Here is a 23708-nt window from a genome sequence, read left to right as displayed (position 1 = left end):
CTTATTTTTTTGCTTTCCGTCATGAGAAGCACGAGCAAATAAAAACATTGAATACATTGAACAATCTTACTTTTACAGGTTTTTTCAAAAAAACGTCATATGAATTGACAAGTTTTTGCAGTCTGTTACCGTTAACGTATACTCTGTTAGTAAGGTCGTGATCGAATGCCCATTATTGCCCTATTGATCAACGCTTGTGTCGCTTTCACTGGCTTTTATCTCATTTCAAAAGTGTTTCACTCACAACTATTCTTCTCATCAAGAGGTCGTGGCGTCTTAATCGGGATACTTGCTGGACTGCTCGGTTTGTTCCTCATGTTTAACGGTGTAGAAGTGAACGAGTCAGTCCGTGTCGATTTGCGGCACTTACCACTCGTGTTACTTGCTTTTTATGGGGCACGCTTGCCGCTGTTCGTCGCGACCGCTTTTATCGGGAGTACGCGCTTTTTATTCGGCGTCACCGATCAAGCTGTCATCGCCTTTGTCGCAACATGGTTTGTCAGCATCGGTATGCTTTGGATTCATCGCCGTCTAGCAGAGCGAGTGTTCTTACAAAGTATGCTGTTAAACGTTTGGGCGCTGTCGGTTATCTCGGTCGCCGTGTTGATCAACCTTGGTTGGAGTGTGGCTTACTTCACTCTCATTGCCACAATCTGGACTGTCGGAATGTCAGTCGGGTTGCTTTCAAGCGCGCTGACAATCGACCTTGAACAGACGACACGACAATCTAAAGACTACAAGCAATCCGCTGAACGTGATCACTTGACCGGGCTATTCAATCGACGCGTCTGGGACCGTTATACGTCTGAACTCGGGACGAAACAACGAACGTATAACGTTCTCGCCTTGGACATCGATCACTTTAAACGCGTCAACGATACATATGGTCACGCGAACGGCGACCTCGTCTTGCAACGGTTTGCTGAATTACTCTTAATTGAAACGAGATCGCACGATTTAGTCGCCCGGATTGGTGGCGAAGAATTTGTCATTTTGATGTATGATCTCCCGGTTGAAAAAGTCGAAAAAGTTGCCGAACGGATTCGGAAGCGCATTGAGCATGAAGTGTTTGTACTCAACGACTTTCCTCCAATTCACATTACCGCTTCCATCGGGATTGCTCATGGTAAATCGGAGCCAATTCAAAAAATGACAGAAGCAGCGGATGACGCATTGTATGAAGCGAAACACTCGGGACGAAATCAAGTGGTGCTCACGAATGTCAATGAGCGTTCACTCGTGTTAAATTAATGACGGAATTCAAAAAGAGGAATCTTCGACGGGAAGATTCCTCTTTTTGTTGAGCCGATTTCGTTTTAATCGACTTCGCTCTCGAAGTCAGCGTGTAACGTCGTATCCTTCCATGACTCAATACTCGTGCTCATCGTATTCAGCTTATGTGTCACGGCTTGATAAGCCGCTTTCCCCAATAACAAACGGAGAGGAGGTGTCTCTGATTCCACGACAGCCAATACGGCTTCAGCTGCTTTTTCCGGGTCACCCGGTTCTTGACCGCTCTGTTGCGATACACCTTGCAACATCATCCCTACTGCCGAAGCTTGTAGTTCGGGGATTGCCGTTTCGGTCTTCACAGACGACCGACCGCTCCAGTCCGTGCGGAAACCACTCGGTTCAATTAACGTGACATGAATGCCAAAAGGTGCAACTTCTTGACTTAAACTCTCCGATATACCTTCTACAGCATACTTCGTGGCATGGTAGTAACCTAAAGTTGGGAATGACACCAACCCACCAACCGACGAGAAGTTAATAATATGACCCGATTTTTGGTTGCGCATATGAGGTAAGACCGCATTTGTCATCTCCATCAAACCCCAAAAATTCACTTCAAACATCTTGCGCGTCTCTTCTTCCACGCTTTCCTCTACTGAACTAAAATACCCAATCCCAGCATTATTGACCAAGACATCGATTCGACCAAACTTCGCAATCGTCTGACGGACAGCTTCGTGGACTTGATCCTGATTTGTAACATCAAGCGTAAGTGCGAGCGTGTTGTCCGCATTTTCAGCTACGATGTCTTCAATCTGATTGACGTTTCTGGCTGTAACCACTACCTTATACCCAGCATCAATCGCTTTTTTCGCAATGTGACGACCAAAACCAGTCGAACATCCTGTGATGAACCATACTTTTTCAGACATGAGACTCACTCCTTAGGCTTTATATGATTTGCTTTCTTTCAAAGCATATATATAGCCTACAACTTAAAGTTAACTTTAAGTCAAGCGGTTAAATGAGCGGATTTTTTTGTTTTTTCTTTTGATGCATCAATACATCGTATACAGCGACTTTCCGTATAATTTTTTCTAAATACACTTGCGTCTTGGCGATGCTCATTTCAACATCTTGTTTATGTTGGACTAATAGCTCGCGCCGTTTGTTCAGTGTGTCATCCCCTTCTAAAATCATGGCTGTGTATGTTCGAATGTCGTCAATAGACATTCCAGTGTCTTTTAATGCGATGACTAATTCGAGCCATTCTAACACTTCTTCGCTATACACTCTTCGTCCGACATCGTTCCGATCGACATGTGGAAGAATCCCCACCTGCTCGTAATAACGAAGTGTCGAGGCCGGTAAGCCCGTTATTTTACCGATTTCAGTGATACTGTACATTTCGTCACCCTCTTTAACTTAAATTTGACTTTAAGTTATTTTATACAGGAATTCACATGAGTTGTCGACCTTAGAGCTAACCTAAGCGTAACGGCACAAACCACACGCACCCCACCACTTTTCAAATGTGATTTCCCGACAATTAATGTCGTAGCGATGAGTAATAAATCCTCGCCTCGTGCGGAGCGAGCTTTTCATGTTCAGTCACCATATTCGATAAGAGTAGTTCCATGCCTTCGACTGGTAGCGGAACATCATGTGTGTGATTGGAATGGTTTAATACAATAACAAAGCGCTCAAGCTCGAGCGTCCGTTCGTATACATGAATGAACGGGTCGTTCGGCAATAAGTCCATGAACTCTCCGTATATAAGCGCCGGATTCTCTCTTCGCAGTCGAATCAACCGTTGGTAATAGCGAAACACCGAGTCTTCTTGCGACAAATCTGTCTCGACATTCAAATACGTGTAATTTGGATTAATCGACATCCAAGGCTTACCCTTACTGAAACCTCCATGTTTCAAGGTGTTCCATTGCATCGGTGTCCGCGAATTGTCACGGCTAAGCAGTTGCAGACTCGTCAACACCTCTCGCGCATCCCGTCCGTTCGCCACTTCTTCCGCGTAACGATTTCGCATCGCGATATCTTGGTACTCATCAATCGAATCGAACGCGACACCGGTCATCCCAATCTCTTCCCCTTGATAAATATATGGCATTCCCGGAAGCGTATGCGTGAGGGTGGCGAGCAGTTTCGCCGAAGCGATACGATGTTCGCGGTCATTTCCGTAACGTGTCACTTGGCGCGTGTGGTCGTGATTGTTCAAGAATTGTGAATTCCATCCTTTTCCCTTCAATCCCTCGTACCAATCTCGCTGAATCTCTTTAAAGCGAAGCATATCCCATGTCGGCATCTCATCAGCAATTTGGAAATGAAACAACGTGTCGAGCTCACGGCGTGACTCATCGACATAGAGCGCTCCCTCGGCTGGCGTCACGAACGGGATTTCGCCGACCGTCATGCAGTCATAATGCTGCAGCACTTGGTCATGCATCTCTTGCAGATAGTCATGGATGCCGGGATTGTTCGCCAAGTAACTCAAGTCATACGGGTCGGCCACATCTGACAAGTCCTCTCGTTTCGCCAGCAGGTTGATGACGTCCATCCGAAACCCGTCGATGCCTTTGTCGAGCCAGAAGCGCATCATGCGATAAATCTCCTGTCGCAACGTTCCATTCTCCCAGTTGAGATCCGGTTGTTCGACGGCGAACGAGTGATAATAATATTGCTCGCTCTCCGCATGATACTCCCAACACGACGGTGCAAAGTATGAGCGCCAGTTGTTCGGTGCTTTCCCGTCGACCGGGTCATGCCAGATGTAATAGTCTCGTTTAGGTGAGTCGACCGATGCTTTTGCCTCTAAAAACCATGCATGCTGGTCAGACGTATGATTGACGACGAGGTCGAGGATGACTTTGAGCCCGATGGCATGCGCTTCCTGAAGCAAACGCTCGAAGTCCTCCATCGTGCCCGCCTTGTCCATGACCCGGTAGTAGTCGGCGATATCATAGCCGTTGTCCTTGTCCGGCGAAACGTAGAACGGGTTCAACCACACGACGTCCGCCCCAAGTTCTTTGATATACGGCAATTTCTGCCGTACTCCTTCCAAGTCACCGTAGCCATCCCCGTTCGTATCCAGGAAGCTCCGCCAATACACTTGATAGACGACGGCCTCTTTCCACCAGGTTCGCTTCATTCGATCTCCTCCTCATTAAAAATGCCTCGAGCGTCACCACTCGAGGCTTTGTTTTTTAATTCCGTGTCAAGACGTTGTCGAGCGTGAGACCGGTCGTATCCGTGAAAACAATGTCCGCTTCGTTCAAGACAAGCGGGTCGCCGATACCAACGGCGAACATCCCGGCCGCATGAATCGCTTCAACCCCCGCGACCGCATCCTCGACACCGACACAATCTTTCGGATCGACAGCTAGCGCTTCGGCTGCTTTCAAAAACACTTCCGGATGTGGTTTCGAGTCCACGACGGTTGCCGCATCGACGATATGGTCAAACGCATGGAGCAAGCCGAGCTGGCGTGTCACCATGTGAGCGTTCTTTGACGCCGACGCCATCCCAATCTTATAGCCTGCTTCTTTTAGTTCGCTTAAAAACGCCTCGACTCCTGGTAGAATATCATCGCTCGTAATCTTCGAGATGAGCGAGACATAGTGTTCATTCTTTTTCGTGGCGAGTCGTTCCTTCTCTTCGAGTGAAAAATCGTTCTCGCGGCCTCCGTGGCGAAGGATCCGTTCGAGCGACTCGGTCCGGCTGACGCCTTTGAGCGTCTCGTTGAACTCACGGTCAAACGGGATGCCGAGGTCTTCACCAAGTGCTTTCCAAGCCAAATAATGATATTCGGCACTATCGGTGATGACACCGTCTAAATCAAAAATGAAAGCTTTCATTGTCAATCTCCTTATTTGTCCCCACCGATTCGCAATCCTTGCATGAAGTACTTATTCAGCAAGATATACAAAATGATGATCGGAATAATACTGACGACCGAGGCCGCCATGATGTAGTTCCACTGTGTCGCGTTTTGACTTTGGAACGACTGCAGGCCGAGCGTCAGCGTGTATTTCTCGGGCGACGTGATGTAGAGGAGCGGTTTTAAGAACTCGTTCCAGAAGCCAAGAAATACGAAAACGGCTTGCGTCGCGACCGAAGCTTTCGCCATCGGGAAAACGATGCGCCAAAACGTCTGAAACCGATTGAGTCCATCGACTTGCGCCGCTTCTTCCACTTCACGCGGGAAGTTAATGAAGAACTGTCGCATCAAGAAGATGTACGCGAAGTTGATTGCCCCGGGAATAATCAAGGCGGAATACGTATCGAGAATCCCGAGCGAACGCATAATCAAATAGTTCGGGATGAGCAAAATCTGTCCCGGTACCATCATGACTGCGAGAATCAACAGGAATAAGTAGTTCCGTCCTGGGAACCGAAGCCGCGCGAGTGAATATCCCGCCATCGTGTTGAAGATGACGTTCACGATTGTCCCGACCGTTGCAATCAGAAACGAGTTCAAGATCCATCGCGGGAACAGTGGGTCTTTCGTAAAGATATGTTCAAAGTTGGCGAGTGTCGGGTTTTCCGGCCAAAGCGTCAGTCCCCCGGCCACAATCTCACTATACGGTTTGAACGATGCGAGCACTGCCCATAGGAACGGATACAGTGTGACGAGCGCGTAGGAGATGAGAATGACATACATCACGATACGCGGCCATTTTTTCTTTTTCATATCCATTCCTCCTTAATAGTTGGATTCTTCCTTGTTCAACTTACGGGCAAGCATCGACACTGTGAAGATGATGACCGTCAAGATGATTGCCAGCGCTGACGCATAGCCCATCGTCCCAATCGTCTTGAACGCATATTGATAGATGATGAGTGAGAAAGTAAGCGTCGCATTGTTCGGTCCTCCGGTCCCTCCCGAGATGATATACGCCTGATCGAACAATTGGAAGCAACCGATAATCCCCATCAATAAGACGTAGTTTGTGACCGGCGTCAAGTTCGGTACCGTGATTTTCATCAATTTCTGCCACGCGTTCGCCCCATCAAGTGATGCCGCTTCATAAAGTGACGACGGAATATCTTGCAGTCCCGCCAAATAGATGGTCATGAAGAACGGAACCGTCGACCAGATGTTCATGACCATGATGGTCGTAAGCGCAAAGTCGGTCTCGTTGATGAAGTTGACTGGTACCTCGAGAAACCCAAGACTGACGAGAACGTTGTTAATTGGACCGTTCAAACTGAATAAGAACATGAAAATCATCGTGAGCGCCGAACTCGATGTGAGTGTCGGCAAGAAGTAAATCGTCCGGAACGTGTTTTGGAACCGAATCCCTGAGTTAAGGACGGCAGCCATCAACAAGGCAATCGCCGTTTGAATCGGCACGACGAACAACGCATATCGGAACGTATTTTTCAATGCCGTCCAAACCCTGTCATCGTTCCAAGCGTTGACATAGTTATCAAAGCCGACCCATTGGAAATCGATGCCGCCAAATAAATTGACGCGCGTAAACGACAAGAACAGCGAGTACGCAATCGGAAGTAACGTGAATGTCACTAAGATGATCAGCGTCGGCAACATGAACGTGATGCCCTGCATCGATTCACGACGGTTGCGCTCACTACCTTTTTTCTTTTTAGGCGGTGGTGCTTGCGATGCCGCATCCGTACGCCGATTGATTTCGAGCTGTGTGCCCATATGATCCTCCCTCTCCGAACACAACGAGGCTCGCGCGGTTACGCGAGCCCAATTGTTTCTTTATTGCAATTGCGTCTCGATATCTTTATTCGCTGTTTCTTCTGCTTTTTTCATTGCTTCTTCAAGCGTCATGTCGCCTTTTAGAGCTGCCGGCAACAAGTTGTTGTATTCACGGGCAACGATTGAGAGGGAGTCCCCTTTTTGCCAAGGAGTCGCATACGCTCCAGCCGCAACGAACGGTGCTTTCAACTCATCGTCTTGAAGGTTAAGCTCTTCTGCAATTGATTTGAGTGACGGCAAGACGCCTGCCCCTTCAGACCAGATTTTCATGCCATCTTTCGAAGTCGCGTAATCGATGAACTCCCAACCTGCGGCTTTTTCTTCTGAATCGCTATTGAGTGAGTACGATACTGTGAACATCATCGAACCGCTATCGCCACCGATTGTCGGGACTTCTTTCGTTCCCATCTCGACATCCGGGAAGTTTTGCTGGATATGTGAAATCGCCCAGTTTCCTTCAATCATGATAGCGGCTTTTTCAGCCCCGAACGAGTCACCGGCCCAACCTTGACCAAGGTCAGCTGGTCGTTGAACAAGTTTGTCTTGGTAAGCATCCACAAGCGGTTGCAAGGCAGCGATTTGATCTTGTTGCGACAAGACCGCTTTTCCGTCTCCATCGACGATATCCGTGCCACCTGACTGAAGTACGAACATATGACGCGCCAACTCAGATGATGTGATGGCTGGTGTCACACCCGACGGGAGCTCGCCCTGCAACTCTTTTAAGAACCCAGGAAGGTCTTCCATCTCTGTCGGAATGTCGTCCGCTGTGAATCCGGCATCCTCAATCATCTTCTTGTTATAATAGAGACCGAGCGTCGAATAGTCTTTCGGTAGCCCGAACAACTGGTCTTCTGATTTGAACGCATTGATGGCCGGCTCATAAAAGTCGCCCAAATCTTTTTCGGTTTGCTCTACATATTGATCGAGTGGCTCAAGCACCCCTTGCTTCGAAAGTTCAGGGGCGAGAAAAGCATCGACGTAAAAGACGTCTGGTGCTGTTCCACCGACAAGGTCTGTTTGAAGTTGCGTTTGATAGTCGTTATACACTTTCTTCTTCACTTTGATGCCCGTCTCGTCCGTGAAAGCTGCTAGCAATTCATCGAACGCCTTGACCTCAGCGTCTGTCCCTTTCCATGTCCCGACCGTGATTTCTTTTCCTTCGAGCTCAGACGGGTCTGAAGCGACTTGCGCTTCCTCCTCGCCGCCACAAGCGGCAGTAAAGACAAGACCTGATAGCATGAAAACAGATAATGGCTTTGATACTTTTTTATTCATGTGTAATTTCCTCCTCATGGATGATCCAACTCGAATTAAAGTAAACGCTTTCAACTCACAACCTGATTTTATACCCGAAACGTTTCGGAAATCAAGTATTATTTTTAAACTTGTTAAAAAGCCCCGTTTTTAGAGGTTTACAGACCTCGTACTCTGCGTCTAGACTATAGATATCTAAATCAAATTTGAAGATTAACCATAACGTTTTCATAGAGAAGGAGTCTACCACCATGGCCACTTTGAAAGATGTCTCCAAAGCGTCAGGCTTTTCCGTCACGACCGTGTCCCGCGCGTTGAACGGGTATGATGATGTAAATAAAGAGACGCGAGACAAGATTATGAGCGTCGCGAAAGAGCTCGGTTACAGCCCGAACATCCTCGCTCGTAGCCTAGTTAAGAAGCAATCGAAGACAATCGGCTTTCTCGTCACCGACTTGAAACGAGAAAGTGTGAAGGATAATTTTCTGTTCGAGACGCTCTGTGGCGTATCGGATGAGCTGTCCACGCTCGATTATGAGTTCGTCCTCCTCTCGACGACGACGTCTAAACAAAAAAATAAAACGTACGGCCAGATGTGCGCCGAACGCCAGCTTGACGGTGTCGTCATCCAAGGGTTGAAACGCGATGACCCGTACTTGCTCGAAGCCATCGAGAGCACTGTTCCTTGTGTATTAGTCGATATTCCTGTCGAAGGCGTGAACACCGGATACGTGACTTCGAATCAACTAGAAAGCGCCAAGCAGGCCGTCCGCTATTTGATTCGACTCGGGCATCGTCACATCGCCTTCATGAACGGTGCAGCCCATGCGTATGTCTCGACGGTCAGATATGACGCGTATCGTCAAGTGCTTCAAGAGAACGGGATCGAGTTTCGTGATGATTACGTATTGAACGGTGATTTTGAAGAACTCGCCTCAAAAAGCGCGGCCTTGCCGTTTTTGTTGAACCATCCCGAGGTAACCGCGTTCTTCTGCGCATCCGACGTGATGGCGCTCGGTGTCCTTCAGGCCACACGTGAACTCGGCTTGAATGTGCCAGAAGATTTGTCGATTATCGGGTTTGATAACATCTTGTTGTCCCAATACGTGTCCCCGCCCCTTACTACGGTCGGCCAACAGCCGTATGAGATGGGCCGGAAGGCCGCTTCGATGGTCGTCCATATCGTCGAGGGACAAGACGTGCCGCACGAGGCGTTCGTCAATAATGAGCTGATTCTAAGAGAATCGGTCGCGAAAAATCGGCGATGATCATTCATCGCCGATTTTTCGTATCGTCATAAACGCAAAGATGCCGACGGTTGCCCAATATAGAACAGATAGCATCGGCACAGTGACCGGCAATAAAGCGATAACTGTTCGCACTAACAGCGGCGCCGTGATGCCATAAGCCGTAATCGTCCACGCCTCTTTATAGCGAATCGGCACGAAGCGACGGAATCCGAGTCCTGCGAGGGCAAGGAAAGAAATGACGACGAGATGAATCAATACATCCACCACGATCGCCCCATAAATGTAGAGCGGGTAGAACCATTTCAAATCCTCTAGAATCTGCGCGACATCTCGTTCCGTCAATTCCGTCTCGCCTAAAAATCCGAGCAAGCTACTGTATGCCTTCAAATCGGTCGAGACGCCGCTGCGTTTGAACACCCAGCCCGAGTCCTCTAGTAAGAGCGTCTGTAACGCGTCCGTTTCCCGCTCTTCCCCTACCATCACCGTCAAATCCAGCACTTCCATGTTGAATAGGAATGGCTCTTCGTATTGAATTCCGTCCTCTGTGACTGTAAACACCGGCAACTCCGTCGCAGCTTCGTTGGATTGGTTCACCCATTTCAAACCGAACACGAGCGCGTTCGCCATCAGTACCGCAATAATCACATAGAAAATCGATTTCCAAATCGATTGCTTTCTCCATGCTTGTACCTTCTCGAACTGAAACCCCAGACTAGCAATCACCTGCTCCATGTCAAACCCCTTTTCTAAAACGTTTCTGACCCCATTTAATCACGTTTTTCGAGGTAATGGAAGAAATTGAACGAAAATTAGTGTTGAATATCCGAAACGTTTCGGATAAAATGGGGTCGAATCAAGAAAGCGCTTTATTATACAGGAGGTTACAAGGTGACGAATACACTGATGAACTATACGACTGGTACTGGGGAGTTACAACATTGGCTCGTTGCAGAGGACGGGTTCCGTACAAATTGGCTTGGTAAAGGGGAAGCTGTATTTTCGCTCGGAAACGGCTACATGGGACTTCGTTCGGTCACAGAGGAGCACTATGCCAACGAGCAACGAAATTTATTTGTCGCGGGAACGTTCAATAAATTTGCTGATAACGAAGTGACCGAACTGCCGAACGCGTCGGATGTGTTATGGATGGAGTTCACATTGAATGGGGTCCGCTTTGATTTGACGCAAGGTGAGATTCTCGCCTACCGTCGCACGTTGAACTTGAAACAGGCCGAACTCGTGCGTGACGTCACGTGGCAGAGTCCAAACGGTGATCTTTATGACCTCATCTTCCGTCGTTTCGTGTCAATGGACAATTTGCATGTCATCGCCCAACGTGTCACTATCACACCAAAACAAGAGAGCGTGTTGACGATGACATCCGGGATTAATGGACAAATGACGAACAGTGGGGTCCAACATTTTTTAGAAGGCGACAAACGTCTCTATGACGGTCGATTCATGCAGCAACTACAGACGACGACCGAGTCCGGCATCGACTTTGCGTTCCATAGCGTTCATCGTTTCAGCCAACATGAGCCGTTCGAGCCAAAGTCCATCATCAAAATGGATCGTCGCCAAATCTTCTTCGACTATTCGGACGTCGTCATCCCTGCGAATGAGACATTGACGATTGAGAAGTATTCGACCGTCTTTACATCCCGTGATCGCGACTTGTCTGTCGATACGACAGAAGAACTTGCCAACTTCGCATTGAACGCGACACGTGACGTCGAAGCACAAGGATACGATCGTTTATTCAATGACCACGTCAATGCTTGGGACGAACTCGTCTGGTCGCACGCACCCATTACGATTGAATCGGAAGAAATGTTCGATCAGTTGGCAATCCGCTTCGCTCAGTACCACTTAGCAGTCATGACCCCGAAACATGATCACCGGATGAATGTCGCGGCGAAAGGATTGTCAGGCGAAGGCTATAAAGGTCATACGTTCTGGGACACTGAAATCTTCATCTTGCCTTACTATACGTACACGAACCCGAAAATCGCGCGCAGTCTGCTCGAATATCGCTATTTATCATTGCCGGGAGCGCACCGCAAAGCGAAAGAGAACGGATACGAGGGGGCGATGTTTCCATGGGAATCGGCATGGCTCGACGATGGTGAAGTGACACCAGTCTGGGGTGCCGCCGATATCGTGACAGGTGAAGCGACGAAGATTTGGTCAGGTTTCATCGAGCAACATATCACGTCCGACATCGCGTTCGCGGCTTGGCAGTACTATCATGTTACGGGTGACCAAGATTTCATGGATAATTACGGCTATGAACTGCTCATCGATACGGCCAAGTTCTGGGCAAGTCGACTCGAGTGGAATGAAGCTGAGGGTCGCTATGACATCAATCAAGTCGTCGGTCCCGATGAGTATAAGGAACATGTCGATAACAATGCGTTCACGAACTACACGGCGCACTGGAACATCCAAACAGCGATTCAGTATGTGGAACTGCTCCGTCAAGAGAAGCCGGAACTGTTCGAACAGTTGAACGAAAAGCTCGATTTGGAGACAGCTGACGAACGGTTCCGTCACGTCCTTGACTTGATTTACTTGCCGCAAGCCCGTGAAGATGGTGTCTTGCCACAAGATGACACGTACCTACAGAAAGAAATCATCGATTTAACGAAATACAAAAACCAAGAAAACGTCGGCTCGATGTTTTATGACTACAACCTCGAGCAAGTGAACGAGATTCAAGTATCGAAACAAGCAGACGTCATGATTTTGATGTACTTGCTCGAAGATTTGTTCTCGGCAGACGTCAAACGTGCCAACTGGGAGTACTATGAGCCGAAGACGCTACATGACTCGTCGCTCTCTCTGTCGACACATAGCGTCCTTGCTTCAGACCTCGGCGACCAGAAGCTCGCCTACGACTTATTCCGTCGCGCGTCTGAAATCGACCTCGGACCGAATATGAAGACGTCTGACGCAGGAATCCACGCGGCATCGCTCGGTGGGATTTGGCAAGCGGTCGTCAACGGATTCGGCGGTGTCCGGATGACAGGTGGAAACTTGCGCATCTCGCCAATGCTCCCGCAAGCGTGGAACGCCCTCACGTACTCGATTGATTGGAAAGGTGAGACACTCGACGTTCAAGCGTCTCAAGATCAAGTCACGATCACGCGTCGCACGCCTTCGACCGAACCGCTCGTCATCGAAGTGTATGGAGAAACACGAGAAATCACGGATACATTCACAAGCGAAGTGTTGTCCGTATGAGCTACCGTCCCCGTTACCATTTCGCTCCGCCCTTCGGTTGGATGAACGACCCGAACGGACTCTGTCAGTTCAACGGTGTCTATCATTTGTTTTATCAATATCATCCGTTCGGTGTGGAGTGGGACGATATGCACTGGGGACACGCCACATCGATCGACCTGCTTCATTGGGAACATAAGCCGATTGCACTGCGGCCAGATCATGACTATGACCGTGACGGCGTCTTCTCCGGAAGCGCCTTGGTGAAAGACGATGTCCTTTACCTCTATTACACCGGCAACACGTGGCTCGACGAGAAGCGGGAGGCGCTGAATCAAGTCCAGTGCCTCGCCACGTCTGTCGACGGCGTGACGTTTGAAAAGGCTGTGCAGAATCCACTCATTTCTGAAATACCGCAACGAGGGAACGCTCACGTCCGGGACCCGAAAGTATGGGAAGTAGATGGTCGTTTCTATATGGTGCTTGGCACGCGTGACGCGACGGACGGGAAAGTCGCCTTGTACGACTCTGGTGACGCCACCCATTGGTCCGAGCGCGGCGTCATTGCCGGCGAGACCGGGAAGCATGGATGGATGTGGGAATGCCCCGATATCTTCTCGCTTGACGGTCAAGACGTCTTGCTCCTCTCTCCCCAAGGAATGGAGCCCGACGGTGACCGGTATCACAACCTGCATCAATGTGGCTATTTCGTCGGCACGCTCGATCTTGAACTCCCGCGTTTTACGCATGATGCCTTCACCGAGCTCGACTATGGCCATGACTTTTACGCGGCTCAAACGTTTCTCGACGAGCGCGGCCGTCGGATTTTAATCGGTTGGAACGCCATGTGGGAACGCGAGTGGCCGGAACAAGCTGAGGGATGGACGAACCAGATGACGATTCCACGTGAACTATCACTTCGGAATGATCGTGTATACATGACACCGATTGAAGAGATGATTTCGCTTCGACAACAAAGTCGTGTGTTGGCTGGTCCGAAGTTCGAAGGAGATGCGTTCGAGTTGTCGTTTGCGACGCATGGCGATTTTCAATTCGACTGTTTCGGAAAAGCCGCTACTTTCTCGAAGACAGGCGATTGGCTTGAATTGACACGAGGCACAGATGTCCGTCGGCTACAGGCAACGGGCACGACGTTCCGAATCTTCGTCGATGCATCTTCCATGGAAGTATTCGTGAACGATGGGGAGTTCGTCTTCTCGAGCCGCGTCTATCCGACGTCTGCACGCACCCATCAACTACATGGTGATCTAACGGCAACCTTACACCGCTTCTAACTAATAACACCCGAGACTAGTGTCTCGGGTGTTATTTACTGATGTGACCTCGATTGAAACTGTTCGACCTCGTCCGTCATGATGGCGTTGACACCAGTCATGTCCGGCAGCTCGTTCGGGTCGTTGATGGTATATAGTCGAATCAAGCGATTCTGCTCTCGAAGCGTCATCCAGTCTCTCGTTCCGATAAACTCCGGTTGAGCATGGACAGCCTCGGCCCCGACGCGTTCCACAAATTCAACCAGATTCGGATGCCCATCCCCGGTCAAAACGGCGATTCTCGCCTCTCGGGCGATATCCCGTAACCGGACGAGCGTATCCGGATTGAACGACGAGAAGACGACGCGTTGCTCGAGCTTGAACTCGGTGACGGCGAGCCACGTCAGATATTCGATTCCGTCGTAGTCAAACTGATCCGTCTTCAGCTCGATGTTGAGCGTGACGTCGGACGGTTCAATCAAGACGAGTACTTCCTCAAGCGTCGGGATCCGTTCCCCGCTCTCCGTCCGGAGCAAGCGGAGCTGCCGGAGCGTCATATCTTTGACGAAGCCGCTCCCGTTCGTCGTCCGGTCGACCGTCTCGTCATGGATGACGACGAGGCGTCCGTCGCGCGTCAATTGGACATCGAGCTCGATACCATCGACATGCGGCAACGCCGCCTTGAACGCGCTTATTGTGTTCTCGGGATACTTGGCGCTATAGCCGCGATGTGCGTAAATCAACATGTCATTGCCCCAAGGTGGAAGTCGTCTCATCGGCCGCACGCTTCAACGCGTCCTCGACCGATACGCCTTGGTATAGGCTCTCCATCGCGTTGACGACACTTTGACGGGATTGCGGGAACGTCGAGATGAGCGCGCCTTGTGTTGCCGGTGAAGCTTTCGTCTCACTCAATTGATCGACCGTCACTTTCAGTTGCGGATACTCGGCCCACATCTCTTTGACGATCGGCTCGTCATACGCTTCTGGGTTGATGGCGAAGTAGCCCGTCTCGACGTGCCATTTGGCCTGTGCTTCTTTCGACGCCGCATACTTCATGAACTCCCATGCGCCTTGCTTCGTCTCGTCGGCGATCCCGTCACCCATCCAGAGCGAGGCCCCGCCGATGATGACGCCTTCACGCTCCGCTTCGTTCGGCACCGGCAAGTACGATGCCCCGACCTCGAAGTCAGCATTGTCCGCGACGGTGCGAATCCCAGCTGAAGAGTCGAGATACATGGCGACTTTCCCTGATTGGAAAGCGGCACGCATATCGTCCCAGTTTTGACCGACGTTCATGAATGTCTTTTCGTCATACATCTCTTTGATCAAATTGAAGGCGTTCTGTCCTTCTTCCCCGTCAAATACCGCTTTCGTCGGCGCCCCGCTACGTCCGTTGTCGTTATCGACGTATAACCCGCCTTGCGCGGCGACGAGTTGCTCGAAGAACCAACCGTAGTTGAGCATCGTGAAGCCGGTCTGTCCGTCGGTCGTCAGTGCCTTCGCCGCTTGCTTCAGCTTATCGTATGTCCGCGGCGCTTTCTCTGGGTCGAGTCCCGCTTTTTCGAACGCGTCCTTGTTGTAGATGAGCACCGGTGTCGATGAGTTGAACGGCATCGAGTACTGCTTGCCGTCGACTTGATAATAGCTCAAGATGTTCTCTTCCCAGACATTCGTATCGAAGTCTTCTTTGTCGATGAACTCTTGGACCGGCGTGATTTTGTTCGTGTCGATCATGTATTTCGTACCGACCTCGAACGTCTGCATGATGGCCGGTGCATCTGTCGAACCGGCGACGGCGTTGAACTTCGTGAGCGCCTCTTCATACGTGCCTTGGAATACCGGCTTCACTTCATATTCCTCTTGCGACTCGTTGAAGGCGTCGACTTGGTTGTTGAGCGCAGTCTCTAAATCCCCGCTCATCGCGTGCCAAAATACGACTTCCGTCTTCCCGTCCTCCGTCGCCGAAGCGGCCGGCTCCGCCTCTTCGCTACCACATGCCCCGAGCAACAATACCGAACTAGCCAACCCTGCGAATAACGCTTTCTTTTTCATCATGTATTCCCCCTATTATTTGATCGCACCTTGTGTCAAACCTTCTTGCAACTGCTTTTGTCCTGCGAATAACAGCATCAGCGTCGGGATGATGATCAAGATGACCGCCGCCATGACGACGCCCCAATCCGATGCCACTTCGTTCGACTGCATCTGTTTAATTCCAATCTGCACCGTGCGCGCCTGCTCCGTGTTCGTGACGAGGAGCGGCCATAAGTACATGTTCCATGTCGTCAAAAAGCTATATACCGACAGTGTGACGAGCGGCGTCTTCGAGACGGGCAAGACGACGTTCCAAAAGAAACGGAAGCGGCTGATACCAGCGATTTGCGACGCCTCGTACATCTCGTACGGAATCGTCTTGAACTGTTGCCGGAGCAAAAACGTCCCGAACGCGAGCGCGAAGAACGGCACCGACAGCCCCCACACCGAGTTGAGCCAGCCGAGCGACTGGATCGTCAAGAAGTTCGGGACCATCGTCGCTTCCCATGGCACCATCATCGTCGCGAGGAACAGCATAAAGATGAGCCCCTTCCCTTTGAAGTCGATGAAAACGAACGCGAAGGCGGCAAGACTCGACAAGACGACTTGTCCGACCATGACGAGGAGCGCCACGACGAGACTGTTCCACAAGTAGGTCATGAGCGGGATTCGTTCGAAGGCGGCGACATAGTTGTCGAACGTCACGTCGCGCGGGATGAGGTTGCCTTTTAACACCTCGCTCCCATCCATCAAGCTGATCGAGAACGCGTAAGCGATCGGGAACAGCATGACGACGGTGCTCAAGACAAGGAGCGTATACGTGACTATTTTCCGGAGCGTCATTGGTAATGCACCTTCCTTTCGACGAGCTTGAACTGGAGCCACGTCAACGCCAGGACCGCGAGGAACAAGAGCACGGCCTGCGCACTCGCCCCGCCGACGTTATAGTTGATGAACGCATCTTTGTAGATGGCGTAGACGATGACGTTCGTCGAGTTCGTCGGACCGCCTTTCGTCAACAAGTCAATCTGCCCGAACGTCTGGAACGCGTTGATGAGCGAGATGATGCCGACGAAGAAGAGCGTTGGTGACAGCATCGGGATCGTGATCGCCCGGAGCTGGGTCCAATATCCCGTCCCGGCGACATCCGCACTTTCATAGAGCGTCCGGTCGATGTTTTGCAGCCCGCCGAGGAGAATCAAGAACGTGAAACCGATGTTCATCCAGACGGTCGCGAGCGACACAGATAGGAGCGCGTACTGCGGGTCGAGGAGCCACTGCACCCCACTCGCCCCGACCACTTCCAAAAAGCGGTTGAAGATGCCGATGGACGGGTTGTACATGAACATCCAAATGACCGACGAGGCTGCGACGCTCATCCCCATCGTCGCGGAAAACGCCGTCCGGAAGAACCCGATGCCACGTAACTTTTCATTGGCGAGGAGTGCGAGCCCGAGCGCGATGATAATCGTGAGCGGCACGGTCAACAGGACGAAGCCGACCGTCGCCTGAATGCTCTGCCAGAACGAGGCACTCATGAACAGCTTGGCGTAATGCTCGCCACCAACATAACTGAGCGGTGTCCCTTGTGTGTCCGTCTGAAAGAAACTTAAGTAAATCGTCCGGAACAGCGGATAGACAAGGAAGATCCCAAATAATGCGATCGACGGGGACAAGTAGAGCAGTCCGCTCGCCGCGTCAGACAACCGCGTGCGGATTCGTTGTCTCGGAAGAGCGACCGTCATTGAAACACCTCCAACGCCTCGAACAGTTTTGGTTGCCGCGGCTCGATGCGATTCCCGTTCGTGTCAAACAAGGACATCTGCTTCGGATCGACGTAACAGGCAATCTTCTCCCCAATCGCGAGCGGCCATTGTCCCGGCCACTTGGCGAGCCATTCGGCGCCGCCCATGTCAAAGGCGAGAATCGTCTCCGTCCCGAGCACTTCGATGTTCTTCAGCTCGGCGTAGAACGTGATCTCGTCTTTCGCCGGTGTGATTTGTTCTGGCCGGATACCGAGCGTCCCCATATCCTCACGTGTCGACGTGTTCGGTCGGAATACACGTCCGTCCGAGGCGAGCCAGCCCGAGTCACTCCGTGTCACGGCCGTCAGGTTCATCGGCGGCGACCCGATGAACGAGGCGACGAACGTGTTCGCCGGCTTGTTGTACAAATCCAGCGGTTGACCGACTTGTTGGACCTCACCATCGTTCAACAACATCATCCGGTCAGCCATCGTCATCGCCTCGACTTGGTCGTGCGTGACGTAAATCATCGTCAGCTTGAGCTTGCGTTGCAGCTGCCGGATTTCCGAACGCATCTTGGCTCGGAGCTTCGCGTCCAAGTTCGAGAGCGGCTCGTCCATGAGACAGATCGGCGACTCGGTCACGATGGCCCGTGCCAAGGCGACCCGTTGGCGCTGCCCACCCGACAGTTCACGTGGCTTCCGCTTCAAATAGTCGGTCAGTCCGAGCGTCTCGGCCGCTTCCAAACAACGTTCGCGCTGCTCGAGCTTCGTCAGTCCTTTCGTATGTAACCCGAACGTGATGTTCTTCTCGACGGTCATGTGCGGATAGAGCGCATAGTTTTGAAAGACCATCGACAGTTGCCGTTCGCTCGGCTTCAGATCGTTCGCGGCGACGCCGTCGATGCGGAGCGTCCCGCTCGTGATTGACTCGAGCCCGGCAATCATCCGCAGCATCGTACTCTTGCCGCAGCCGGACGGTCCGACGAGGGCGAAGAATTCACCTGCCTCGATCGTCACGTCAATCCCGCGAATCACTTCCGTCTCGTCGTACGTTTTTTTGATGTTTTGCAGTTGAATCGATTTCATATGATCTCCTCCTTCGTTCCTTGCGACGCCCATAGCCGCTCGTCCCCGGTCGAGACGGCAAACGCACCGTGATGAAGTGCTTCATGCACATGAATCGGCTTCCGAATCATCCCGCCTGTCACAATCGGTAACGAGACGTTTTCCGCGACGTATTCGATGACGCTCGGGATGAGACCCGGCATCAACTCGAGCGCGTCCGGCTGTTGGTCTTTCGCCATCTTGATGCCCGATGAAATGGCGTCCGAGTCGACGAGGAACAGACGTTGCACTGTCATCAGGCCGGCCCGTTTGGCATGTTGGATGACCGACGCTTTCGTCGTCACAATCCCATCGGCGCCCACCCGTTTCGCCAAATAGTCGATGCCGTCCCGGTCGAGGCTGATGCCGTTGATGCGTTCAGCGTGCAGGAACACGGTCCGATTCTCCCGCTTCAAATGGGCGACGTAGCGGTCGAGCGTGCTAAGCGTCCCCATCATGAGGAACGTCGTCGTCACGTCCGACTGCAGGAACTTCTCGAGTTGTTTTGGTGATTTGATGGAGGCGATCATCTTCTCTTGTCCGATTGTGCGGAGCGTTTCATTCACTTGAATCATCCTTCCCTAAAAAAAGGACCAACAGAAACAGGACGTCATCGACGTACGGGCTTCTGTTGGTCTCTCGAATGTTCTACCATAGCTATTCACTTGGCATGAGGGGTCTCACAAGTCCTATCGTACCGGATGATTGTAAATTGTCTGTGAAGCGTGTGCAAAAAAGCGTAAACCTTTCATGAATGAGATTTACAAACAACCCGAACTAACATCAATGTCTACTTGTTAACCGAGTTATACTGTTAGTGAGCGGAAATCGAGTAAAGCCTTCATTTGAGAATAACTAGGGGGAATAGACGTGAAAAAAATTCAACTCACCGAACATGAGTGGACCCGTCAAAGCATATGGGAAGGTTGCATCCTCGCCTCCATCGCTCATGCTGTTTTTATCGCGGATGCTCCTGATTTAGCGTACGAACATTCGTGGGAGGGTGACAACTACAGTACCAATGATGGCCAAGGGAGCAGAGGGACCGTGGCATTTGGTCAAGAGATCTATGTCGCAGGTTTCCGAAACGACTATTTCGCTGTCAATCCAGTAGACGCAAACCAATATTTCATCGAAGCTCCGGACCAGGTACAACAAATGGCTGAGCAAGAAACGCTTCAATACTTGTTAGATGAAGTGGACGGAGCGACTCGTCCGGTCGTCACGACTGTCTTATGGGAAAGTGACGAGCGCGTTTTTTCGAGTCATCCTTATGACGTCATGCTTGAACGAGGGGCGGATCTTTTAAAAGTACAGGCGTCAGCGTATGAAGCTACGCTTGCGTATTGGGAAGAGTATTACGAACTCACGGAAGAGCAGTTAGAACTAGTGGAAAAACTGTATCATTTAAAGTTGAAGGACCCTACTGAGCGAATTGTTTTATCGAAAGAGGATATTCAAATACTGGATTCTAATGATGTGGAAGGAATTGAAGAAAGTAGAATCTCATTTTCTGAGATTGGCATCGACTGGCCGAGTCCATGATGGTTCGATCAATAAAAGTTCTTATAAAAACGTGAGCCAGGAAGTTTATCCGGCTCACGTCATTTTTTTCTCATCATTTTTGTCGTTAAAACATATCCTTTAGCGTCTGTCTCGCCTTCGCCAAAATATCGGCTTTGACCTCATCATCGCGGCCTTGCCAGTTACGGACCATCATCTTCATGCGCTGGTTCTTCGCGAACCGCTCTTCATGCTTGTCGATAAAGTGCCAATAGAGCGCGTTGAACGGACAGGCGTCGTCCTCGGTCGTATGTTTCGGATTATACTTGCAGCCTTTACAATAGTCGCTCATCCGGTCGATATACTTGCCGGAAGCGATATACGGTTTCGTAGCGAGCTTGCCGCCGTCGGCATGGAGCGCCATCCCTAGCACGTTCGGCAACACGACCCAGTCGTAGGCATCGATATACATCTCATTGAACCAGTCGCTCGTCTGCTGGGGCGACACCTCGAACAGCGTCGCAAAGTTGCCGAGCACCATAAGCCGTTGAATATGGTGGTTGTGTGCTCGCTCGATGACCGGCTTCACACTCTGATGGATACAATGCATGTCCGTCTCCGCGTCCCAGAAGTAGTCGGGCAAATCGCGTTCGTGCTTGAACGTATTGACCGACTCGTAGCCAGGCATCGACGCCACATAGACGGCGCGCATATATTCGCGCCAACCGAGGAGTTGACGGACGAATCCTTCCACCGAAGCGAGCGGTGCATCGGCTGCGCACGCTGCCTCGACGACTTCATGAGGTGTGAGGAGCCCGATGTTGATCGCCGCCGACAACAGACTATGCGACATCTCTTGATTGTCCGACAGCATCGCGTCCTGATACGGACCGAACGTTTCGAGACGCGCTTCGACGAAACGAGCGAGCGCACGGCGTGCCTCTCTGCGTGTCACTGGCCAGACGAACGGAGTGATGTCTCCGGGGTGGTCGGCGAAGTCCGTCTCGACTTTTCGGATGACCTCTTTCGTGATCGCGTCCGGCCGGAAATGAATTGGTGGCGGGAACGTGAGTCCTGCTTTCGGCGGCTGACGGTTGTCCGCATCGAACGACCACTTGCCACCCCGTGGCTTTCCGTCCTCGAGCAAGACGTCGAACCGTTTCCGCATCTGGCGATAGAAGCGGTCCATCCGCCACGGCGCATTGCCAATCGTGTCGACGGCTTCCCCCTTCGTTAAATAGAAGAGCGGCACGTCCGAATGTTCGACGAGCTTGTGCTTCTGACCGAACTGGTGCAACTTCTTCTCCATCGCAGCGTCGGTGACGGCCGTGTAATGGATCTCTTCCGGTTCATACCGTTTGAAGTGGTCGTTCCACGCCTCCTGGAACGAGTCCGCCTCGTGATAGTCGACGGTGTAGCCTTTTTCTCGCAGTTCCTCAGCGAAGTGGCGCATCGCCGAGAAGATGAGGACAAGTTTCTGTTTATGATACGGCCGCCACGTCGCCCGTGACGTCGCCTCAATCATGACGATGACGTCATCGTTCTCAACGTGATCGAATAGCTCGAGTTCGTGCGACAGTTGATTGCCGAAAATCCAAAAGGAACGCATTTACATCCACCTCTGCTTTGTACGCATTCTGTTAGAACGTGATTCTGAATTCTTCATTCCGACATACAAATCGAACGAGTTCTTGATTATCAAGTTGTCTTTGGTCCACATCTCGAACTGAATACGAAAATCTAATTTTTCGATGGAGGTGTTTTCCTTCACGATGCTTAGACAAGAATACTGCCATTTCCTCTTCATCCCAAACGTTTAGTTGTTTATTCAAGATGCTACATAACAAACAATCAAATGATTCTAGCTGATACGTTGCCAGAAAGGATGCCTGATTCTGAATGTGAAACAACGCGAGCACTTTTTCATCAGCACTGAGCAGACGGCGCACATTGTACACACCCTTTTCTTCATCGCTGAATAGACGAACATCAGGAACCCCATCTTCTAAAAGTACAAAAGCTAATAGATGTAATATTCTTTCTCCTAAATCTTTTTTCTGTTGTGATAACGCATGAAAGATTTCGTCTGGTGAAGCGGCCCTCTCAACCTCATGTTGAATCATTTTGTTCGTTTGGTTCAAATAGACATTTAATAATCGAAACTTGAGAAATGCCTGTGCTGACTGATCCATTGTGGTTGCTAAGATGTCATAGATCATCTCAAACGAAAGAACGCGCACTTGAACATTCCCAGACAGTCTTTCGAACAGGGGCTGGTGTAAATCGCGATATCGCTCCATCGTCATACCTTGATTTCCGGCCGTTTCTGCAAGAATAGTTTCCGGGATATAGAGAACAGTATTGATTGCAACCAACTCGTCGATAAAGAGATTCATGTCTTCAGGGTGTTCTCGCGCGATTTTGGCTAATCGAGTCAAAATCATGGTGTCGAACAGACACGCTTGTTGAAGAGAAGTCGGTGGGACATACCTTCTATCGATAAAAGGATTAATTGAAGTGATTAACGAATCATTCAGCTCACTCATCGAAAGTCACCACTTCTCCTGCTGCAACTCGACAAGACGTTTCATGTGTTTCGTATAAACTGATTCAAGACTTTCTAAATCCGTTTCTCTAAGCATTGGATTGATTCGTTGTTGTTGGAGCATACGATTGATTTCGTTCAGTTTAATTGCAAGCGTAGGGTTGAATAAAGAATGGTCGATATCACTAGGCAGTTGATTACGATAGTCATAATCGATTGCATTCAATCCCTCTGTTTCATTAATTACACCATCCTGAGTCATTTTTATGACCAACGATTTATAAGGCACTTCAAAGATTGGTATGAGACGGATCACGTTCAACCGATAGTCGTCCTCTGGATAAAGCTCTTTGATTGATTCATACGACTCTTTCAAAACATGGCTGTTGATTAATAGTTCTGCAGCAAATAAGTTAGCTTTTCTTTCATTCTCACTTAAAACAGAGTCGTCAAAAAACGTTTGCGTGGTACTGTTTTTAATTTCTTCTTGTTCATACATGTAATGATAATACTCATGAGCCCACATAAAATTTTCGTAAACCCTTGGTTGCGACGTATTAATGTGAATATAAAAATTTCCGTTTCGATATGTGACTAATCCTCCGTAATTTTGCTCTTCGCTTGGAAACAACAATACATGCGCGTGTTTCATTAACTCATTTTTGATGGCTTCGTGGGTCTTTAAACGAAATGACAAGCCTTTGTCTTTCGTGTTCTCTACTTTGCTGATCACTTCTGGCAGCAATCGTTTATTCTGCGTAATGACTTCTAACAGATTCTGCTGATTGATCAT

At 50.2% G+C, this 23708-nt stretch carries 22 protein-coding genes; 5 read left to right on the top strand and 17 right to left on the bottom strand.

Features of this window, described 5'->3' with window-relative positions:
- Window positions 1-165: 165 nt before the first annotated feature.
- Complete coding sequence (locus EVJ34_RS10320) at window positions 166-1251, top strand: GGDEF domain-containing protein (protein ID WP_131485530.1); 1086 nt, start codon at window positions 166-168, stop codon at window positions 1249-1251.
- A 65-nt stretch (window positions 1252-1316) separates the two neighbouring features.
- Here the strand turns inward: EVJ34_RS10320 and EVJ34_RS10315 are convergent, their stop codons facing one another.
- The 7 genes from EVJ34_RS10315 to EVJ34_RS10285 all read right to left on the bottom strand — a co-directional run bounded on the left by EVJ34_RS10315 (window position 1317) and on the right by EVJ34_RS10285 (window position 8254).
- On the bottom strand, window positions 1317-2165 hold the full coding sequence (locus tag EVJ34_RS10315; protein WP_131485528.1) for an oxidoreductase: 849 nt from the start codon (window positions 2163-2165) through the stop codon (window positions 1317-1319).
- 88 nt (window positions 2166-2253) lie between these two features.
- Window positions 2254-2640 carry a MerR family transcriptional regulator gene (locus EVJ34_RS10310; protein WP_131485526.1) on the bottom strand — a complete coding sequence of 129 codons (387 nt, stop codon included), beginning with the start codon at window positions 2638-2640 and terminating at the stop codon, window positions 2254-2256.
- Between the two features lie 142 nt (window positions 2641-2782).
- The gene (locus tag EVJ34_RS10305) at window positions 2783-4396 is read right to left on the bottom strand and encodes an alpha-glucosidase (RefSeq protein ID WP_131485524.1); all 1614 of its coding nucleotides are present in this window, start codon (window positions 4394-4396) and stop codon (window positions 2783-2785) included.
- Between the two features lie 55 nt (window positions 4397-4451).
- Window positions 4452-5102: a beta-phosphoglucomutase gene (gene pgmB / locus EVJ34_RS10300; RefSeq protein WP_131485522.1), complete on the bottom strand. Its 651-nt coding sequence runs from the start codon at window positions 5100-5102 to the stop codon at window positions 4452-4454.
- Between the two features lie 11 nt (window positions 5103-5113).
- Window positions 5114-5938: a carbohydrate ABC transporter permease gene (locus EVJ34_RS10295; RefSeq protein ID WP_084592872.1), complete on the bottom strand. Its 825-nt coding sequence runs from the start codon at window positions 5936-5938 to the stop codon at window positions 5114-5116.
- Window positions 5939-5950: 12 nt separating this feature from the next.
- Entirely contained in the window at window positions 5951-6916 is a 966-nt protein-coding gene (locus tag EVJ34_RS10290) for a carbohydrate ABC transporter permease (protein WP_131485520.1), read from the bottom strand.
- A gap of 60 nt (window positions 6917-6976) precedes the next feature.
- Window positions 6977-8254, bottom strand: coding sequence for an ABC transporter substrate-binding protein (locus EVJ34_RS10285; RefSeq protein WP_131485518.1), 1278 nt, complete (start codon window positions 8252-8254; stop codon window positions 6977-6979).
- Between the two features lie 230 nt (window positions 8255-8484).
- Here EVJ34_RS10285 and EVJ34_RS10280 point away from each other — a divergent pair, with 230 nt between their 5' ends.
- Window positions 8485-9501 (top strand): LacI family DNA-binding transcriptional regulator, encoded by a 1017-nt coding sequence (locus tag EVJ34_RS10280; protein ID WP_131485516.1) that lies wholly within the window; start codon window positions 8485-8487, stop codon window positions 9499-9501.
- Here EVJ34_RS10280 and EVJ34_RS10275 read toward each other — a convergent pair whose 3' ends face one another.
- On the bottom strand, window positions 9502-10215 hold the full coding sequence (locus EVJ34_RS10275; RefSeq protein WP_131485514.1) for a DUF1189 domain-containing protein: 714 nt from the start codon (window positions 10213-10215) through the stop codon (window positions 9502-9504). It lies immediately after the preceding gene.
- A 171-nt stretch (window positions 10216-10386) separates the two neighbouring features.
- Between EVJ34_RS10275 and EVJ34_RS10270 the strand changes: the two genes are divergently transcribed.
- Both EVJ34_RS10270 and EVJ34_RS10265 read left to right on the top strand, forming a co-directional pair.
- On the top strand, window positions 10387-12726 hold the full coding sequence (locus EVJ34_RS10270; RefSeq protein WP_131485641.1) for a glycoside hydrolase family 65 protein: 2340 nt from the start codon (window positions 10387-10389) through the stop codon (window positions 12724-12726).
- Window positions 12723-14000: a glycoside hydrolase family 32 protein gene (locus EVJ34_RS10265; protein WP_131485513.1), complete on the top strand. Its 1278-nt coding sequence runs from the start codon at window positions 12723-12725 to the stop codon at window positions 13998-14000. The genes EVJ34_RS10270 and EVJ34_RS10265 overlap by 4 nt, the downstream gene beginning before the upstream one ends.
- Window positions 14001-14035: 35 nt before the next feature.
- On the opposite strand, the gene EVJ34_RS10260 is transcribed toward EVJ34_RS10265, so the two are convergent.
- The 6 genes from EVJ34_RS10260 to EVJ34_RS10235 are packed head-to-tail and all read right to left on the bottom strand — an operon-like array spanning window position 14036 to window position 19433.
- Entirely contained in the window at window positions 14036-14725 is a 690-nt protein-coding gene (locus EVJ34_RS10260) for a glycerophosphodiester phosphodiesterase (RefSeq protein WP_161568905.1), read from the bottom strand.
- 1 nt (window position 14726) lies between these two features.
- Window positions 14727-16037, bottom strand: a complete 1311-nt coding sequence (locus tag EVJ34_RS10255) for an ABC transporter substrate-binding protein (protein ID WP_483297324.1) — start codon at window positions 16035-16037, stop codon at window positions 14727-14729.
- 12 nt (window positions 16038-16049) lie between these two features.
- Complete coding sequence (locus EVJ34_RS10250; protein WP_131436337.1) at window positions 16050-16859, bottom strand: carbohydrate ABC transporter permease; 810 nt, start codon at window positions 16857-16859, stop codon at window positions 16050-16052.
- On the bottom strand, window positions 16856-17761 hold the full coding sequence (locus EVJ34_RS10245) for a carbohydrate ABC transporter permease (RefSeq protein ID WP_131485510.1): 906 nt from the start codon (window positions 17759-17761) through the stop codon (window positions 16856-16858). The genes EVJ34_RS10250 and EVJ34_RS10245 overlap by 4 nt, the downstream gene beginning before the upstream one ends.
- Window positions 17758-18849, bottom strand: a complete 1092-nt coding sequence (locus tag EVJ34_RS10240; protein WP_131485509.1) for an ABC transporter ATP-binding protein — start codon at window positions 18847-18849, stop codon at window positions 17758-17760. The genes EVJ34_RS10245 and EVJ34_RS10240 overlap by 4 nt, the downstream gene beginning before the upstream one ends.
- On the bottom strand, window positions 18846-19433 hold the full coding sequence (locus EVJ34_RS10235) for a glycerol-3-phosphate responsive antiterminator (RefSeq protein ID WP_483297307.1): 588 nt from the start codon (window positions 19431-19433) through the stop codon (window positions 18846-18848). Before EVJ34_RS10235 ends, EVJ34_RS10240 begins: the two co-directional genes overlap by 4 nt.
- A gap of 304 nt (window positions 19434-19737) precedes the next feature.
- On the opposite strand from EVJ34_RS10235, the gene EVJ34_RS10230 reads away from it, so the two are divergent.
- Window positions 19738-20412: a hypothetical protein gene (locus EVJ34_RS10230; RefSeq protein WP_131485508.1), complete on the top strand. Its 675-nt coding sequence runs from the start codon at window positions 19738-19740 to the stop codon at window positions 20410-20412.
- A gap of 85 nt (window positions 20413-20497) precedes the next feature.
- Here EVJ34_RS10230 and EVJ34_RS10225 read toward each other — a convergent pair whose 3' ends face one another.
- From EVJ34_RS10225 to EVJ34_RS10215, 3 genes are read right to left on the bottom strand one after another with little or no spacing between them, the layout of a single operon-like run.
- Window positions 20498-21979, bottom strand: coding sequence for a cryptochrome/photolyase family protein (locus EVJ34_RS10225; protein WP_131485507.1), 1482 nt, complete (start codon window positions 21977-21979; stop codon window positions 20498-20500).
- A 31-nt stretch (window positions 21980-22010) separates the two neighbouring features.
- Window positions 22011-22916, bottom strand: a complete 906-nt coding sequence (locus EVJ34_RS10220; RefSeq protein ID WP_131485506.1) for a hypothetical protein — start codon at window positions 22914-22916, stop codon at window positions 22011-22013.
- Window positions 22917-22922: 6 nt separating this feature from the next.
- Window positions 22923-23708, bottom strand: a complete 786-nt coding sequence (locus tag EVJ34_RS10215; RefSeq protein WP_131436347.1) for an ImmA/IrrE family metallo-endopeptidase — start codon at window positions 23706-23708, stop codon at window positions 22923-22925.

The organism is Exiguobacterium sp. SL-9 (genome assembly GCF_004336985.1).
Classification (GTDB): Bacteria; Bacillota; Bacilli; order Exiguobacteriales; family Exiguobacteriaceae; genus Exiguobacterium.
This window is presented reverse-complemented; position numbering and strand designations above follow the sequence as displayed.